Here is a 14,259-nt window from a genome sequence, read left to right as displayed (position 1 = left end):
TTGGTATTAAATATCGAAATCCGTTGATTGTACTATGTCAAAGCTGGCTTTCAGCAAAACATCGCCACCGAGGTAAAATCCCTCTAGGATTTTTGTGTTTTCTACAACTCCGATGATGCTGTCGCCCACTTCAAGAACTCCTTTTGTTGGGTTGGTTGGCTTTTTGAATATGAGCAAAGTTCCTTGTGTAAATACATCGCCGTTTACCGAACCGCCTCCCGAACCTCCTACTGGTGGTGTTATCCCTATCATTTTTCTAAACTTTTATATAATTTGTAAATGCCGAATATTAAAGCGGACGTGATCAGGATTGGCACAATTTGACTGCCTTTTTTTTTTCAATTGGAATTGCAGTATTTCCCAAAATTGCAATTGCATCCTTATAATCCTGGTCGGTAATGTATTTTGTTACAATCGTTCCATTTTCTACCGATGCAATCGCCTTACAAAGCGCAATCAAGCTATCTTCTGTCAAGCTTGTAATTTTTTGCGTTGCTGGAAATCCTACCAATTTTACAACCGTTTCGATATAAGCAACGGTATTGTTTTCAAAAGCTGGAGCAAACTCGTGGATCAATTTCTCGATGGTATTTTTACCTTTCGTGATGTCGGTAATCAAGTCACGCATCTTTGCCCGGATACCATATCGCAACTCGATGAATTGCTCAAAACGTGAATCGGTGTTTTGTGAATGAGGTACTTTTCCAAGCCAAGTTTCGGAGGTCTTTACCAAATTGCCCGGATTATTATTTCTAATACCACGAGGCAAACTGTTTTGTCCTAAGTATGATTTATATCCCATTATGCTATTTTTACTTGTTTTGGTGCTGGTTTCGCTGGTTTTTTTAAGGCGTAATATCCAGCAACTGCTATTGAAACTCCTGTGATCAAGTACAGCCAAAAATTACTGTTCTTTTTTGCTCCCGATACTTCAACAGCTGGTGTCAGATATGCTAGGGAATCGATTGCGAAATCCTTTGCTTTCATAAATACCGTCATATAGCCGAAAAGTGAAATCTGAATTTCGGTTTCGGGCGATGCAACGGTAAGTTTAAACTTTCCGTTTTCATCGGTTTTGGTTTTGTTTACCAATGGAGCGGTTCCTATTTCTGTAATTTCAACACCTGTCAAGGCTTCCATATCGTCTGATAATACTGAGCCGTCTATCTTGTATGCCATCTTAGAAAAGGTTTAGTGATTGATACTTGATTCTGATGGTTTCATAACTTTTTGAAGACAATTCCTCCTTGAACCAAACGTTAAGCGGTTCGAGTGGCAGACTGAAAAAAGGACTGAAATTCAATTGGTTTCCCAGCTGCTTGTTATAGGAGCGTTTTCCAAACTTTCCGAAAACCGCTTTCATATTTGAAACTGATACTGTCTGGAGTACAGCCATAACCGCATTTTCATCCGTTCCGCTTTCTTTCATCGCATCATATAACCTTTCGGCCGCCAATGATGGATTAAAAACTGTCGGGTTGTTTGGATCGGGATTATTTCCAGTTGGATCACTCTGATAACCCGAATCGTCTTCCTTGTTCAAGACAAAATATCCAATCAGTATTGCTGCAACAACGGCAATCGCAATAGCCGTTTGTTTATGTGGTTTTGTCATTTCCATAATTAGAATACGCCTGGTAGTATTACCCTTAATTCGTTTAACTCCTGTGTGTCGAATTGGTCCATAAACCATTCAACCAAATTCATATCGTCGTTTCCTGGAATCGAATCTTCACGGTTGCCAAAGGCGTTGTAAAGCTTTACCCATCCGTTGTAGTTCAATCCTGCGATATTTTCCCTCACGATTTCAAAGCCGTTGCCGAAACCCAGCATTGCCGTGTGGATGGCATCTGCTTTTGATTTAGCCTCGCCGTCTGAAATGCTTGCTGGTCCGTAACGTTCCACTTCACTCTTTTTTACAAATCGTTTTTTGAAACTGTTTAGGACATAATATCCAAGACCAAGCAAAACCCCTGTTTTAATAAGGAAACCCCAAGGGATTACGCTTGCTACGGCTATAACAGCAGGATTTCCCATCCCGGGAGGAGATGAAGCTTTGACTGCCGGGATGTTCTTTCCTTTATTCATTTTATTTAAACATTAGTTTGAGCATTGTCCACTTTGAAGCCAAAGCATTCAATGCTTTTTGGCTACCTATGATTTCCGACAATCGTTGTCGGTCGTCAAATGGCAGTGCTGATAATTTTTTTATTGTCGCTTCTAAATTTTGCTTGTCGCTCGGGCTGCTTACCTCGACTTCGACGGTTATGATAACTTTAGGCATCTACTAGATTGTGTTTTTTCATAAGTTCGGAGAAATCAATCCACACGTCGTCGTCAGATAGTTTTTCAATTAATTTACCAAGATGAAGAGCAGTTGAATCATCAAGCTGAGCCAATAAAGCAACAACTTGTTGTTTTGTAGCAGAAAGGCTAGAACCTGCCAAACCTGCTGCTGCTTCAACTGCTGGTGCAACTGGTGCAAACTTTTGCATTATCATTCCCAGCATTGGCATTGCCTGTTCTAAAAGCTTTGCATTTGCTTCTGTCTTGGCAACAGACTTGCCCTCCAAAGTGTCGTTAATCAGAAGCTTTGTTTTGAGTTCCTGGTTTTCGCTCTCCAATCTATCAGCTTTCGCTTTTGCGGATTGCAATTCACTTACTACACGTGGATAATCATACAATTTTCCTGCAATGTCAATTTGGGCCGCATTCAAACCAATACTTCCATAATCCCCACCATTCAAGCCGGGCATAATTGGTGGCTTTTTTTCCTCGAGTACAGATTCTTTTGACTTTGCTTCAGTTTGCGCTTCAGTTCCTGGAGGAACAAGTGAAATCGTGTAAGGTTCTCCCTCAGGCGTGCTGGAGGTTCCCGATGGATTTCTGTCGGCGATTCTTATTTTTGTGATGCCACTTTGGTAAATGGACTCAAAAAAAGCCTCTACGCTTCCAAATTCTTCAATGATTGCCGAACCTTTCTTGTTGCAGACAATCTTTTCGCCCGTGTCCAAATTGATAATCGTTACGGACTTGTTAGGGTGGTTTGTTAATCTCTGTATTGTGTTATTGAGTTGCTTCATCTCTTAACATTTTTTAGGGTTATATGTTCTATATCGAAGAACCGCTTCGCCCGAACCGCCAGCAAAATCAACAACCATATCAATATCACAGAAAGTTCCGTCGCCAGGCAATTGAAAGCTTCGAGCGTATTTGTTTACTGCATCATAAGGTGGTACCATTTCCGTAACATCGTTTAATGTTACCATCATATCGGTATTCCCATAGTTTGCAATAGAAAGGCTTGAAACATTCTCACGCTTGATGCGTTCCCCTTTTGTAATCTTATCGCTATTGATTCCTGTCTTGTTCATTTTAGCAGCTTTCTTGTTCTTCGTAAATAAGGATCAAATCGGAGTGGAAAACTGAATCGAAATTTTCAGTTGCAATTACCTCATAGGTAATTTGACTTCCTCCGATAATATTCAGCGGAACTCCATCTTTTGAATATTCAACATCACGGCTTCTGTAAATTTCAATTGCTTGTAGTTCAGCAATCTTATCGCCGGCACTGTCCTTTACCAAGGCTCTAACCATTCCTTGGTTATTAGGCTCTTTTGAGGCTATCACGCATCTTTTGATCAAACCCGATTCAGTACCTACGGTCACTCTGCCCGAATTAGTGCCAGCTGGAATTATCAATGGCACTACAATATTTTTATATCTCATGGGAAATGGATTAATTGATTAAAAAAAAGCCAAAAGCCGTAGCCTTTGGCTTTTTAAACAACTCAAACTACTATCAGGATTATGCTTTGTCGGTTTCAACAAATTCAATCGCTCTCAACTCTACTTTGTAAAGTTGATTTGCAGCTCCAGCCGAAGCCAATTGAGCCTCAATTGAATAAGGACTTTCAGAACGGATCAAGAAAGGAACAACCTCTCTGAAATCATCATCATTACCAGTTGATGCTCTAAAGTTTGTAACATCAGTTCCAGAAGTTTCAAATAAAACACCAGTACCGTTTTGAGAGATTTTCAATTCTCCATTTTTCCAGTTGGCAGGTGCTTCAGATTTAAAATCTGCATCCTTTGTCGTTTTGCCAGCTCCTGTTTCAAACAACACTCTTACCCCAAATACCAATAAATTAGTTCCTTTTGGTAAAGTGTTTCCTTTCGGTAAATTGGTAACACCAACTTCTGGAACCAACGAAGGGATAACCAATTGCCCGTTATTTGCCGCTAAACCTGTGCTTGCTCCAGCGATGTAAAGTGTTTTTGCTTTGATAACTCTACTTTGTACGCTTGGAAGCGATGTTCCAGCCTTGATTGAAGCCAAATAGGTTAAAGCTTCTGCATTCGTTAATACTCTCTGTGACATAATTTCTATGTATTAATTTTTAAAATTGATTTTTGTAAACTCTTTTTCTTTTCTTTTTTAAATTGGAATTAGGCTACTTTAGCGAAAATTGCATCCAATCCATTTACTGTTGTATCAGTTCCCAAAAGTGTAGGCTGATAACCGTGGTTTCCATACTCGGAAGTATCAACCGCTCTCAAGGCTCTACGTCTTGGCTTACCCAAAGCATAGGTTTTTTGGTCACACGCACAATTCAATCCTAAAGTTCTAGCCTTGAATTGAGAAATCTTGTTGGTACTGCTTGTCAAAGCAGTTGCACTTGGAGAAGCGGCCGCAAAATCAGCGATAAGGTCTAAGCCTTGTTGAATGGCTACACCAGCCAATGCTCCTTTTGCTCCAGTCGCAACGGCATCGTTGCCACTAATAGAAGCTGCGCCAGCGATACCAACTGCAATTAATGCGAGCCTTGCACCAATCTTTTTGTAATCTGTACCCGATGCAGGTGGCGTTAACGGAATCGCTCCGAATGCGCCTCTTGAAAGTGCTGCACCGCCGACAGCTGAACCAACCAAAACGGCGGCATCAACTATTGTCTTTTGTGATGGTTTTTTTAACATGTTCTTGAAAATTTATTTATAATTGATTTACTTTTTTTTCTTGTCGTCCTTTGTGAGTTCATAACCTCCGTACAGCAACAATACTCCCAACAGGATGTTTCTTGGTGTCAACAACGATTTGTTTTTTGTTGTTGTGGTTGTTGGATTGGTTGTTACCGGAGTTGTTGTTCCTGGAACTGTTACCGTTGGATTTGTGGTTGCTCCGGGAGCGTTGTTTTTGATTCCGCTATCTACATATTTCATACAGCTAAAAGTTCCTGGTGCTTGTACTGGATTTAACATATTGGCAAAAGGAGCGAAATTTGAACTGTTAAGGGTGTATGTGTAATTTTGAGGAGTTATCTTGGTTTCATAAACCGCAACTGATTTCTCAATCAAATCCTCAATCGGTTTTATGATTTCCTCTAAAAATTTCAATCTCAAAGCCACGGCTTCGGGAGATAAACCTTTTACTTCTTTTGTTGCAAAGTGTTGTTTGATAATGCAAAGCTTCAACAAACCATCATTGATTTGTTGCAGTTGAACATCGAAATTATTGTTAGCAAAAGCTTGCCCAATCTGATTTGCTGCATCAGCATAGAAAACTTTAAGCTTTACCATAAAAGCATCTAAAACCAAGTTTTCTGCAACCGTAGGCTCGTAATCATCTGCAATAGATGAACCTATTCGCCTTTGCATTGCTCCAACACCTAAAACGTCATCAACAGCAGCAACAATTGAAAGGGCGGTATCAACATAAGCATTGATAAAGTTTCCCACAATTGGGATTTCTGCAGCGATTCCCCTAATGTCTTTCAAGCGTCTGCAAATCCATCCGCATCGACCATTTAAGCCATTTAAAGCAACGAGAGTATTATTTTGCACAGCTGGAAACATATTATTTTGATTTTGTTGTTGATGATTTTCTCGTTTTAGTAGCTTTTGCTCCTGGTCCAGCATTTCCCATTTTTGAAAATGCAAACGCCAATCCACCTAGTACAATACCCCATCCTGCGATTGTTCCTAGACCTGCTGTTTTGGTTGTTGCACCTCCCGGAGTGTACTTTACTGATCCGTCAAAAATTGGCTTAGTTCCTCCGACAATCACACCCGGTTTTGTTCCACCGCCCGAAGCTGGTGCAACCGTTCTGATAACATTGCCAGCCGTTTCGATAAGGTTTAAAACAGTGTCTAAGTTTATTGGCTGACCAACGTTTGCTTGGTCCACTACATATTGAGGCGGAATAAATGCAGGAATGCTTTTTTGAATGTTTGGAGTGTATAACTGCTTTGGCTGTGTGTTTACAAAATATGGTTGTGTATATGTGTAATGAAAACTAAACGGTGGCGCTTCTGAACCCTCATTAGAAAAGGTTGTGTCTTGTGGAAAAGTTCCCGAAACCTTATTGAAATATTCATCCATATAGGCATCTAAAACCGCTCCCACGACTTCCTTGTAGAACTTGAAAGCGAAAATATTTCCTTGGATTCTTTTGGTTGTACAGGAATTGTAATCCTGCGTTTTTTTCTTTTCTGATGCTGCAAGCCACGCTGTACTTCTTCCTTTAAATTCAGCAACCAAATATGAAGTTAATTGTGAATTGTCTTCTTTTATGGCTGTATTGAATCTTAAAAACCAATCTTGATAAAACTTGTCGATATTGGCAAGTGAAGTTCTTGACATACTGTCTGTAAAACCCGAACCACCTATGCAGTCAATAGCGCTCCAAATGCTTTTCAAACTTTTAAGGTTGATGCTTTTGGTAAGATCCTTCAAAGCAGAAAGCGAAATCCCACCGTTTAAACCGTTGGTTGCTCCATTTAGTGAATAATGTTTCATTCCGCTCATTTTCAAATCGCTAAAGCCGATAAAGGCTGGTTCTTTATTTTCTCTAATTGTTCCGTCGATCACGTGGTAGCCTTTGCTCAACGAACCGTTTGTTTGGTCCGTTGGTACGATTACATACACGTGGGTGTATTCTTCGGGTTCGTACCACGGTTGCTTTATCTTTCGGATATAATGCGTGATACCTAGGTTCAGCAACAAACAACTTGCGAAGATTGAATAGGACTTGCAGTCAATACCTTCTTTTCTTGTGTACCAGGAGCAAGCAGGCGAGCGCAGCAACTGGTCGTTTTTATCAGATAAATACTGAATGTGTTTGTACAGAAATTCGTGAACGGCAAGGCAAGTGCTATTTAATGTTTGCTTTTGCAGAACATCAGCGAGGTCTTCGGTTTGCCAGGCATATTCTAAAATATTATCTTCCATCGCTTGGATGGAAAAGTCTGTCAAACCCTCGCCTACATAAGTTGGATCGCAGAAAGTTTTTGGCAACAAGTGATCGAATTCCGTTCCCGGTTCAATCGGCCGCCATAACTCTCTGTCCACATTACTCATACTTGCAAATTGTTTTTGTTGTTGAAACTATCGACAGCAAATTTGTTGCATAAAAAAACCCAACGTTGACTTTCGTTGGGTTTGGTTGACTTTCGTTGACTTTAAGTTGGTTTAAAGTTGTTTAGTGTGGTTTGGTTGACTTAAATTTTTATATTTGAGAACCAAAAACAAGATGTTGATTATGAGAGAATTTATAAAAAGCCTAGTTGATTCCTATTCAGAAAGAATTAAAAACCCTTTGTTGGGTTCGTTCACCATATCATTTATACTTTTCAATTGGAGACCAATTTTTATTTTATTATTCTCCGATGAAATTATGGAATCCAAAATCCAAATTATTGATACTTACTATTGCAATGTTTGGGCAATGATAATTCCATTTATAGTAGCAGTACTTTATGTAATTGCATTGCCTTACATAAATTTATTTATAGGAAGAATTTTAGGTTATTCTAATACTGAGAAATATAAGATTAAAGAAAAAACTATTGACAATAATATGGGATTGCGTAAAAAGCAAGCTTTGAATGAAAGAGAATTAGCCGATTTAAGGGCTGGGACAAGTGAGATAAACGAGTTAAAATCTCTAATTGAAGCATTAAATGAAGATATAAAGATCAAAAATCAAAGTATTACAGAAGCTCTTGAAGCTAATAATCTTGATAAAATAGCATCAAATGAATCGATTAAACAAATAAGAAATGACAGGGACGATCTTCTTAAATCTAATAAAGCAACAAATAGTCTATTAAAAGGTAATATCGAAATAATAGAGTTATTATCTGATTTTTCTATTGAAAGCAAGGATAACATTCTTAAATATATCGAAAAAAATATTGATAAGAGAGTATTACTTGAATCTATAAATAATGATGAAGAAGTATTAAATTTAGATAATTATATAGTTGCATTATTTGTTAAAGCAGATCTTGCATTTGCAAATGTTACAGGAAATGTTCGTTTAACTGAAAAGGGATATCATTTTATAAGAAATATAAACATGTGAAAAAATATTTATATTATTTAGAACAATGAAAATTGCTGTAAATAATTATTAAACCGCTTTTCTTGATCAAGATAATGTCGCAGATTTATTTCACAAGCAACAAACTCAACATTTAGTTTACTGGCTGTAATTCGATTACTTCCAGAACCAAGATGTGTATCTATTATTTTCATACCTTCAATTACAAAATCATTGTAAACATTATCATATAACTTTACTGGTTTTTGTGTTGGATGAATTTTCTTTTCCTTATTTCCACCACCAGTATTAGATATTCGATACATTTTTGCAGGCTTATTAAAAGATGTCCAAGCCATTTCCCATTGCGAGAAATTATCCCACGGCTGCATTTTATCCCAGCAAATAATACATCGTGTTGGTGGTAAATCAAAATAGTTTCCTCCCCAAATAATTTGATTTTTGGAAATTCTAAATAATTCTTTGAAATATTCATTAGAGGGGGGGGCAAAATCCCAATCTAAATCCATCGTGTTTAGATTGCGATTTTTTAATTTACCTCCACCACTATTCAATCTTCCTTTTCGCAATTTAGTCGCTACACTTTCAGCCGGATACCCATCGCCTTTTCTTGTCGTATGTGTACCCATCTGCATATTTGGTGCATTGATTCCGTAAGGTGGATCTACTATTGCCAAATCAAAATATTTGTCGGGAACTGTTTTCATATATTCCATACAATCTATATTATGAACAATCGAAGTTTTTTGTGTATTCATAGTTTATAATTTTCAATCAACTGTTGTGCAATGATCTGAGGAAACAATTTAGTTACCGCATTGCCAATCATCTTATAACGGTTGGTTTGCTTGATTTCCCTTTCTACTCTAATGAAATTTTTATAAGCGTGCTTATAGATAATTCCTTTTGCCGTTGGAGTAAGCCATATCTCTTTATCTAGGTATTTGATTACTTTTTTACTTTTGAAATAAAGACCTTTCTTGGTCCAATCATCTTGAAAACCCTGCAATCGTTCGCATTCTATTTCTGTCAACCTCCTGTATCGCTCGTTTTCTATTTGAATCGCAGTTGAATTGCTTGTGTCCAAACAATATGTTTCATCGAATTTTTCAAGCAATCCTGTACCGCCTTTTTTTGGGTCGCCACTTCTCGGCTGGGTGTTGATTACTCTTATTGTTGTCATATCACTATGCAAACCGCCACTATTGCCACCGCCTGTTAGCGTTCCTGCTATTTCGGGAATCCTTATAAAAGTATTGTCTGCTCTGTAAATATCTCCGCTGATTGTTCCACTATATTCGGTTTGTGGTTGTCCTTTTCTTGAAGCTTTCTGCTCATTAAATAATCGATCATCTTTTGTGATAGGAAATATTGGGGCAAAATCTCGTCCGGGTGTTGCAAGATGTCCGACAAGGTATATCCGCTCCCGATTTTGGGGGAGAAGCCACAATGTATTAACACATTGCCACTCGATGTTATAACCCCCAATGTTGGCAAACGCCTGGAGGATCGCCCAAAAGTCTTCGCTATTGTTGCTGGAGAATGCTCCTTTAACGTTTTCCCATATAAAAAACGATGGTCTTTTCTCAGTAATGAGCCTAATTGCTTCGAGGAGCAAACTACTTCTTTGGCCGTCAAGTCCTGCACGTTGCCCGGCAATTGAGAAATCTTGGCAAGGACTTCCAAAAGTGATAACGTCCACTTGTGGGAGTGATGGTCCTGAAACAGACTGTATTGGTCCTGCATAAACTGAATTTTTAAAATTAAACTGGTAATTGGCAATTGGGTGTCTATCGACCTCACTAAAAAAATGCTGGTTGATGACAAAACCGCCATCTTCCAAACCTTTTGCAAAGCCACCGATTCCCGAAAACAAGTCGAGCAAATTGATTTCTTTTGAGTACATAATTATCCTATAACATATTCGGAAACCCAAAGCATAAAGTAGATGATAAGCCAAAGAAGTATCAACCAAACGGCAAAACCTAAAAGGCAATAAACAGCATATTTCCAACGTGGTGTTTTTGTTGTTTCCATAATGGCAAAAGTTATTTTGAGCAAAAATCAATTTTAAGGCGACTTCTTATTAGAAAGGTGTATTTATCCTTACCGCCCTCTAAAACCTTTGCAAACAGCTTTATTTTAAGTTCATCATCCAAAAGGTACTTCGAAAGCTTGTTTGCAGATGTCAAAACGGTGTTTTTTATTGGGTTTTCCTTTGGATTCTCCAATACACGTATGATAAAGTGACGGTTTATCTGTACGTTGGTTCTGTTTTTTGATTTTACAGCTGGCATAATTTCAAGTATTAAAACTCCAAACCGTCGGGCAAACCGAACGTTTCAAAGTATTCTTTAATTTCAGCTTTCTCGACAAACCGACAGTTGATTATCTTATGCTTTGGTAAGCCTTGACAGTGCTTATAATTTTTAGAGCGGTTCTCAAAGATTATTTCGTTTATACGTTTCTTGACCGTATTTTCGGGTACAGGAAAACACAACTTATAAAGTTGGCTTTTCGTTAATGAATAGGGTACTTTTTTGTTTTTGGTGTTTTCCATCTTTGTAATAATTTTGAGAACCGTACTAATTTTTAACCTCTGATTTTGCTGAAAACATAATGCGTTTCGGTGTCGTCACGCTTTAGGTTGCTTTCAAAGGTTTGCAGTTTGTCCATTGCGATTGCAACGGCTTGTTGCTCCGTTTTTCCGTTTTTCTTAACGGACCATTGTTGAGGGTTTTTAGGGAATGCCATATTTATTAATTTTTAATTGGTTACTGTTTTGAATCTCTAATGAAACCGAAGGAAAGACAACCGAAACGTGAATCTCTATCAGTTGTACCTTGAACAAATTTTACTTTATTTCCATAAATGTCAATTATTTCAAACCCGTTAGGAATTGAATCATACCATTCAGCTGGAAAAAGAAAATGTTTTTGTCCTGGGGTTAAATACATTTCATTCAAAGGTTTTTTATCCTGTATTTCGTCATCGTAAGTAGTCCAAAGACAAACACCCATTTTCATTAAGTTCTCATCAGAAGCTGTAGCTATTATAGCTTCTAATTCCATTTTATCAGCAGGAATAAAGTCAATTTCTAATTTATAATCTCTGTAGTGTTGTGATCCAGTTATTTCAATTTTATCACCAGGTTTAATACCTAGGACTTCGATTAATTCTTCAATACTTTTAACTATTTTCATTGTTTTCCTTGTTATAGATTAATTATCTGTTGAAACATTATTTCTTTGGTCTTACGAAGCGTATGTGAGTGGTAATCATCAAAAAAGAATGCGAATTCGTCGCAAATCTGCATCATCACGATTGCTTCGCCTACGTTAAAGGACAGTGTAAATTCTTTTTTTAGGCTTTCGGTTTTTCCTCTAAAAAAGTAAAACAGACGTTTGGCATTATCAAACAACAACAGATTGTTTAAAAACTCATTCGGATTTGTCGTAGCTAATTCTCGAAGCTTCTTATTTCTGCTATTCATAAATTGTACGACTGCATTTTGCAATACTTCGCATTCCTTTTTTTCGACTTTCGATAGTTTGATTAATTTCATAAATTTCTAATTTACAGTTGCTTCTCCTATGAATTTTCCCCATTCGTAAAAATGGATCTTGTTGATTGTTGGCAATACCATCGGGTGTGTTCCTAAATAATTGTTGAAACGCCTCAGCATACTTTCGCAAATCCTTTCCACCTTTTGATTGTCCTTGTCGATGATGCTCCACCACGTTATCGGGGGATGCTTTCCACTTCGCAGGACCACCATCTTGACCCTGCTTTTTCCCTTTTCAAATACTGGCATCGTTTTCAGATTTTAAGTTGTCAATCTTCTTTTGCTTCAAATCAATTATGCGTTTTAACCTTTCAATGTCCTTTTGCTGATCGAGATAATTATCGAGGACAAAGAGGAATGTTTTTGATGTTGATTTTATCTTGTTCCGCTCCTGGACTTCCTGCAGCTGCTTAATCTGCTTTTCGTTTAGGTTTCGGATGATGGTTGATTTCTTAATCATCTTGTTTTGCATTAAAAAAGTGTACTTTTTATATACTTGTCATTGAAAAGTGTACTTTTTGAAATCTGACTTTATAAAAAATCGCCCAAATTGTATTTCACTTCAACGGTCTGTTTGTTTATTGCCAACGCTTTTGTCTGTATGAGATCTGGCAAACGTTGTAAATATTCCGGAGGAAGATTCTTTTCAACATAATCGTACAAGCTGGTGAGCGTTATCTTATCTTTAAAGAACCTATTGATCGCCATCTGCATTTTTTTGTTGTGGTTGATTAGTATTCCTCGGCGTTTTGCATCGGCTTCCTGCTTTTTGAGCAGTTTGTCGTACTTATCGTTATCATCCTGTTGCATTTTCCATTTGACTTTGGTGTACTCAAATCCCACTTCCTTGCTATTTTTTCGGGTAACATCGAGGTACATATTTGGATATAATGGATTGAATGTAGGATGTTTGGCAAACCAATTTCTCGCCCATTGGATGCGCCAACGGTATTGAGTAATTTCTTCAAAAATGTGTTGGGGTTGGAAACAATCGCCGTTGAATAACTGCCAGCGCTGCTTTCTGAAAAACTTGATGGCGTTGAACCAGGAACCGAAATAAATTTCAGCTTGTGTTTTGTAAATGTTTTTCTGCAATGACTTGAAAAAGTCGATCATCGCAACGTCATAAAATTCTTCACGGCTCAAAGTTCCGTTGTAGGCTAGACGGTGTAAGAATCTAATATCGATGGGTTTATAATTTACAAACTCACGGTTTTGCAACCTGGTGGCGAGTTCGCTGTCTGGAATAATCGTCGCCAAAGCAAAATCTGAGGGAGTTTGCGAAACTTTAACATCCGCGGCGGCCCCCGTAGTTTGAACTTGCATATTGCTAGTAGGTGTTCCTGTTAAAGAAAAAATAAAAGGCGTGACCGGAGGGAACTCCTTATCAAGAGAAGAGTTTTCAACTTTCTCATTCATTTCTTCCTCTTTTATAAAAGTTCTAGTGAACTTCTCATTCTCATTAGGAACTATTTTCCCACTTAGAGGGGTAACAGGTTGATTTTCAGCACGCATTAATTTTTGGTTATAAATGTCCTTTAAAACCAAAATCTCAGGATTTATCTGCACCTCGACTGCCATTTTTGAGCCTTTGAAATGGTAGTCCTGCAAAATGCCGAACTCCTCGAAGCGTTTACGGTGGTTTAGGATGGTCTTACGGCAAAGGTTTAGGCTCTGTATGCCGTTTCTTTTCAATTGCGTAAGCTTCCAGGCGTTTATCTTGAATGCTTCGATAGGTGTCTTGGTAATGATGTGGCTCTTGATATAGCGCTCGTTGCGTTTCATCAACTGCTGGTTGTAGATGTACAGCATATTTTGGAAAACAAGCTCAGCTGTCGGCTTTATGGTAAGCATCTTTTTCTTTTGGACCAGCATTCCGTATTCCTTTACGAAATCATCCACCTTTGCATTGTAGGTAGTCGGGTCGAGTGATTTATGTGTCTTTGGGAACTGCTTGGAGAACTGCAGCTGTACTTCAGTAAGAGCTGCAAGGTTTTCCTTTTTGAATTTCCTAACGGTTTTGTTCCACTCCTGGATGAGTCCGTTTTCCTCGCTTACTTGAAAATTCTTTAGCGCAACGTATTTCCTGTAATTGTCCATCGTGCCGGAAAAGGCTTCCTCGATGATGGCAGGATAAACGGCGGCCAACTTATCTGAAACGTCCGGTTGGATGGCTATCTGAATAGCAACCGTTTCTTTCAGTTCCTTTTGCGATCGTGTTTCTACTCCAAGCAGGTTGCTTGCAATTTGAAAAACGTTAGGGTGCAACGTGTTGTTTTTGTTTGTTCTCATAAGTTTTTGGTAACCTTTCGGCAAAGGCAATATCATTGATTGCCTTTGCTTCTAGGGAGT

Annotated in this window: 24 protein-coding genes; 1 reads left to right on the top strand and 23 read right to left on the bottom strand. The window is 38.2% G+C overall.

All coding sequences use genetic code 11. From position 1 onward, the window contains the following. Positions 1 to 6: 6 nt before the first annotated feature. From ACI6PS_RS03605 to ACI6PS_RS03545, 13 genes are all read right to left on the bottom strand, one after another. On the bottom strand, positions 7 to 252 hold the full coding sequence (locus tag ACI6PS_RS03605) for a hypothetical protein (protein ID WP_421011185.1): 246 nt from the start codon (positions 250 to 252) through the stop codon (positions 7 to 9). A gap of 52 nt (positions 253 to 304) precedes the next feature. Continuing rightward, positions 305 to 802 carry a hypothetical protein gene (locus ACI6PS_RS03600; protein WP_421011184.1) on the bottom strand — a complete coding sequence of 166 codons (498 nt, stop codon included), beginning with the start codon at positions 800 to 802 and terminating at the stop codon, positions 305 to 307. Beyond that, positions 802 to 1,179, bottom strand: coding sequence for a hypothetical protein (locus ACI6PS_RS03595; RefSeq protein ID WP_421011183.1), 378 nt, complete (start codon positions 1,177 to 1,179; stop codon positions 802 to 804). The genes ACI6PS_RS03600 and ACI6PS_RS03595 overlap by 1 nt, the downstream gene beginning before the upstream one ends. A 1-nt stretch (position 1,180) precedes the next feature. After that, the gene (locus tag ACI6PS_RS03590) at positions 1,181 to 1,615 is read right to left on the bottom strand and encodes a hypothetical protein (protein WP_421011182.1); all 435 of its coding nucleotides are present in this window, start codon (positions 1,613 to 1,615) and stop codon (positions 1,181 to 1,183) included. Positions 1,616 to 1,623: 8 nt separating this feature from the next. Beyond that, complete coding sequence (locus ACI6PS_RS03585) at positions 1,624 to 2,088, bottom strand: hypothetical protein (protein ID WP_421011181.1); 465 nt, start codon at positions 2,086 to 2,088, stop codon at positions 1,624 to 1,626. Between the two features lies 1 nt (position 2,089). Further along, complete coding sequence (locus ACI6PS_RS03580; protein ID WP_421011180.1) at positions 2,090 to 2,284, bottom strand: hypothetical protein; 195 nt, start codon at positions 2,282 to 2,284, stop codon at positions 2,090 to 2,092. Further along, the gene (locus tag ACI6PS_RS03575; RefSeq protein WP_421011179.1) at positions 2,277 to 3,083 is read right to left on the bottom strand and encodes a hypothetical protein; all 807 of its coding nucleotides are present in this window, start codon (positions 3,081 to 3,083) and stop codon (positions 2,277 to 2,279) included. Before ACI6PS_RS03575 ends, ACI6PS_RS03580 begins: the two co-directional genes overlap by 8 nt. A gap of 3 nt (positions 3,084 to 3,086) precedes the next feature. Beyond that, positions 3,087 to 3,374, bottom strand: coding sequence for a hypothetical protein (locus tag ACI6PS_RS03570; RefSeq protein WP_421011178.1), 288 nt, complete (start codon positions 3,372 to 3,374; stop codon positions 3,087 to 3,089). A 1-nt stretch (position 3,375) separates the two neighbouring features. After that, positions 3,376 to 3,729 (bottom strand): hypothetical protein, encoded by a 354-nt coding sequence (locus tag ACI6PS_RS03565; RefSeq protein ID WP_421011177.1) that lies wholly within the window; start codon positions 3,727 to 3,729, stop codon positions 3,376 to 3,378. A 79-nt stretch (positions 3,730 to 3,808) separates the two neighbouring features. Then, positions 3,809 to 4,381, bottom strand: a complete 573-nt coding sequence (locus ACI6PS_RS03560; RefSeq protein ID WP_421011176.1) for a hypothetical protein — start codon at positions 4,379 to 4,381, stop codon at positions 3,809 to 3,811. Between the two features lie 68 nt (positions 4,382 to 4,449). After that, a complete protein-coding gene (locus ACI6PS_RS03555) occupies positions 4,450 to 4,977 on the bottom strand; it encodes a hypothetical protein (RefSeq protein ID WP_421011175.1) in 528 nt (175 codons plus the stop codon). A 27-nt stretch (positions 4,978 to 5,004) separates the two neighbouring features. Then, the gene (locus tag ACI6PS_RS03550; protein ID WP_421011174.1) at positions 5,005 to 5,853 is read right to left on the bottom strand and encodes a hypothetical protein; all 849 of its coding nucleotides are present in this window, start codon (positions 5,851 to 5,853) and stop codon (positions 5,005 to 5,007) included. Position 5,854: 1 nt separating this feature from the next. Beyond that, positions 5,855 to 7,357 (bottom strand): hypothetical protein, encoded by a 1,503-nt coding sequence (locus tag ACI6PS_RS03545; RefSeq protein WP_421011173.1) that lies wholly within the window; start codon positions 7,355 to 7,357, stop codon positions 5,855 to 5,857. Between the two features lie 181 nt (positions 7,358 to 7,538). Here ACI6PS_RS03545 and ACI6PS_RS03540 point away from each other — a divergent pair, with 181 nt between their 5' ends. Continuing rightward, positions 7,539 to 8,363 (top strand): hypothetical protein, encoded by an 825-nt coding sequence (locus ACI6PS_RS03540; protein WP_421011172.1) that lies wholly within the window; start codon positions 7,539 to 7,541, stop codon positions 8,361 to 8,363. A gap of 17 nt (positions 8,364 to 8,380) precedes the next feature. On the opposite strand, the gene ACI6PS_RS03535 is transcribed toward ACI6PS_RS03540, so the two are convergent. From ACI6PS_RS03535 to ACI6PS_RS03490, 10 genes are all read right to left on the bottom strand, one after another. Next, positions 8,381 to 9,100: a DNA methyltransferase gene (locus ACI6PS_RS03535; RefSeq protein ID WP_421011171.1), complete on the bottom strand. Its 720-nt coding sequence runs from the start codon at positions 9,098 to 9,100 to the stop codon at positions 8,381 to 8,383. Beyond that, positions 9,097 to 10,248, bottom strand: a complete 1,152-nt coding sequence (locus tag ACI6PS_RS03530; RefSeq protein WP_421011170.1) for a DNA cytosine methyltransferase — start codon at positions 10,246 to 10,248, stop codon at positions 9,097 to 9,099. Before ACI6PS_RS03530 ends, ACI6PS_RS03535 begins: the two co-directional genes overlap by 4 nt. Positions 10,249 to 10,250: 2 nt before the next feature. Then, positions 10,251 to 10,379 (bottom strand): hypothetical protein, encoded by a 129-nt coding sequence (locus ACI6PS_RS03525; RefSeq protein ID WP_421011169.1) that lies wholly within the window; start codon positions 10,377 to 10,379, stop codon positions 10,251 to 10,253. An 11-nt stretch (positions 10,380 to 10,390) separates the two neighbouring features. Continuing rightward, positions 10,391 to 10,639: a hypothetical protein gene (locus ACI6PS_RS03520; protein ID WP_421011168.1), complete on the bottom strand. Its 249-nt coding sequence runs from the start codon at positions 10,637 to 10,639 to the stop codon at positions 10,391 to 10,393. Between the two features lie 295 nt (positions 10,640 to 10,934). Then, entirely contained in the window at positions 10,935 to 11,096 is a 162-nt protein-coding gene (locus ACI6PS_RS03515; RefSeq protein WP_421011167.1) for a hypothetical protein, read from the bottom strand. Between the two features lie 20 nt (positions 11,097 to 11,116). Continuing rightward, entirely contained in the window at positions 11,117 to 11,545 is a 429-nt protein-coding gene (locus ACI6PS_RS03510; protein ID WP_421011166.1) for a hypothetical protein, read from the bottom strand. An 11-nt stretch (positions 11,546 to 11,556) separates the two neighbouring features. Then, on the bottom strand, positions 11,557 to 11,907 hold the full coding sequence (locus tag ACI6PS_RS03505) for a hypothetical protein (protein WP_421011165.1): 351 nt from the start codon (positions 11,905 to 11,907) through the stop codon (positions 11,557 to 11,559). A 6-nt stretch (positions 11,908 to 11,913) separates the two neighbouring features. Next, complete coding sequence (locus ACI6PS_RS03500) at positions 11,914 to 12,156, bottom strand: hypothetical protein (protein WP_421011164.1); 243 nt, start codon at positions 12,154 to 12,156, stop codon at positions 11,914 to 11,916. Further along, a complete protein-coding gene (locus tag ACI6PS_RS03495; protein ID WP_421011163.1) occupies positions 12,143 to 12,367 on the bottom strand; it encodes a hypothetical protein in 225 nt (74 codons plus the stop codon). Before ACI6PS_RS03495 ends, ACI6PS_RS03500 begins: the two co-directional genes overlap by 14 nt. Before the next feature lie 71 nt (positions 12,368 to 12,438). Further along, on the bottom strand, positions 12,439 to 14,199 hold the full coding sequence (locus ACI6PS_RS03490; protein WP_421011162.1) for a hypothetical protein: 1,761 nt from the start codon (positions 14,197 to 14,199) through the stop codon (positions 12,439 to 12,441). Positions 14,200 to 14,259: the final 60 nt, after the last annotated feature.

The organism is Flavobacterium sp. PLA-1-15 (assembly GCF_049060005.1).
Classification (GTDB): domain Bacteria; phylum Bacteroidota; class Bacteroidia; order Flavobacteriales; family Flavobacteriaceae; genus Flavobacterium.
Note: the sequence above shows the minus strand (reverse complement) of the source record. Positions and strands in the feature narration are given on the sequence as shown.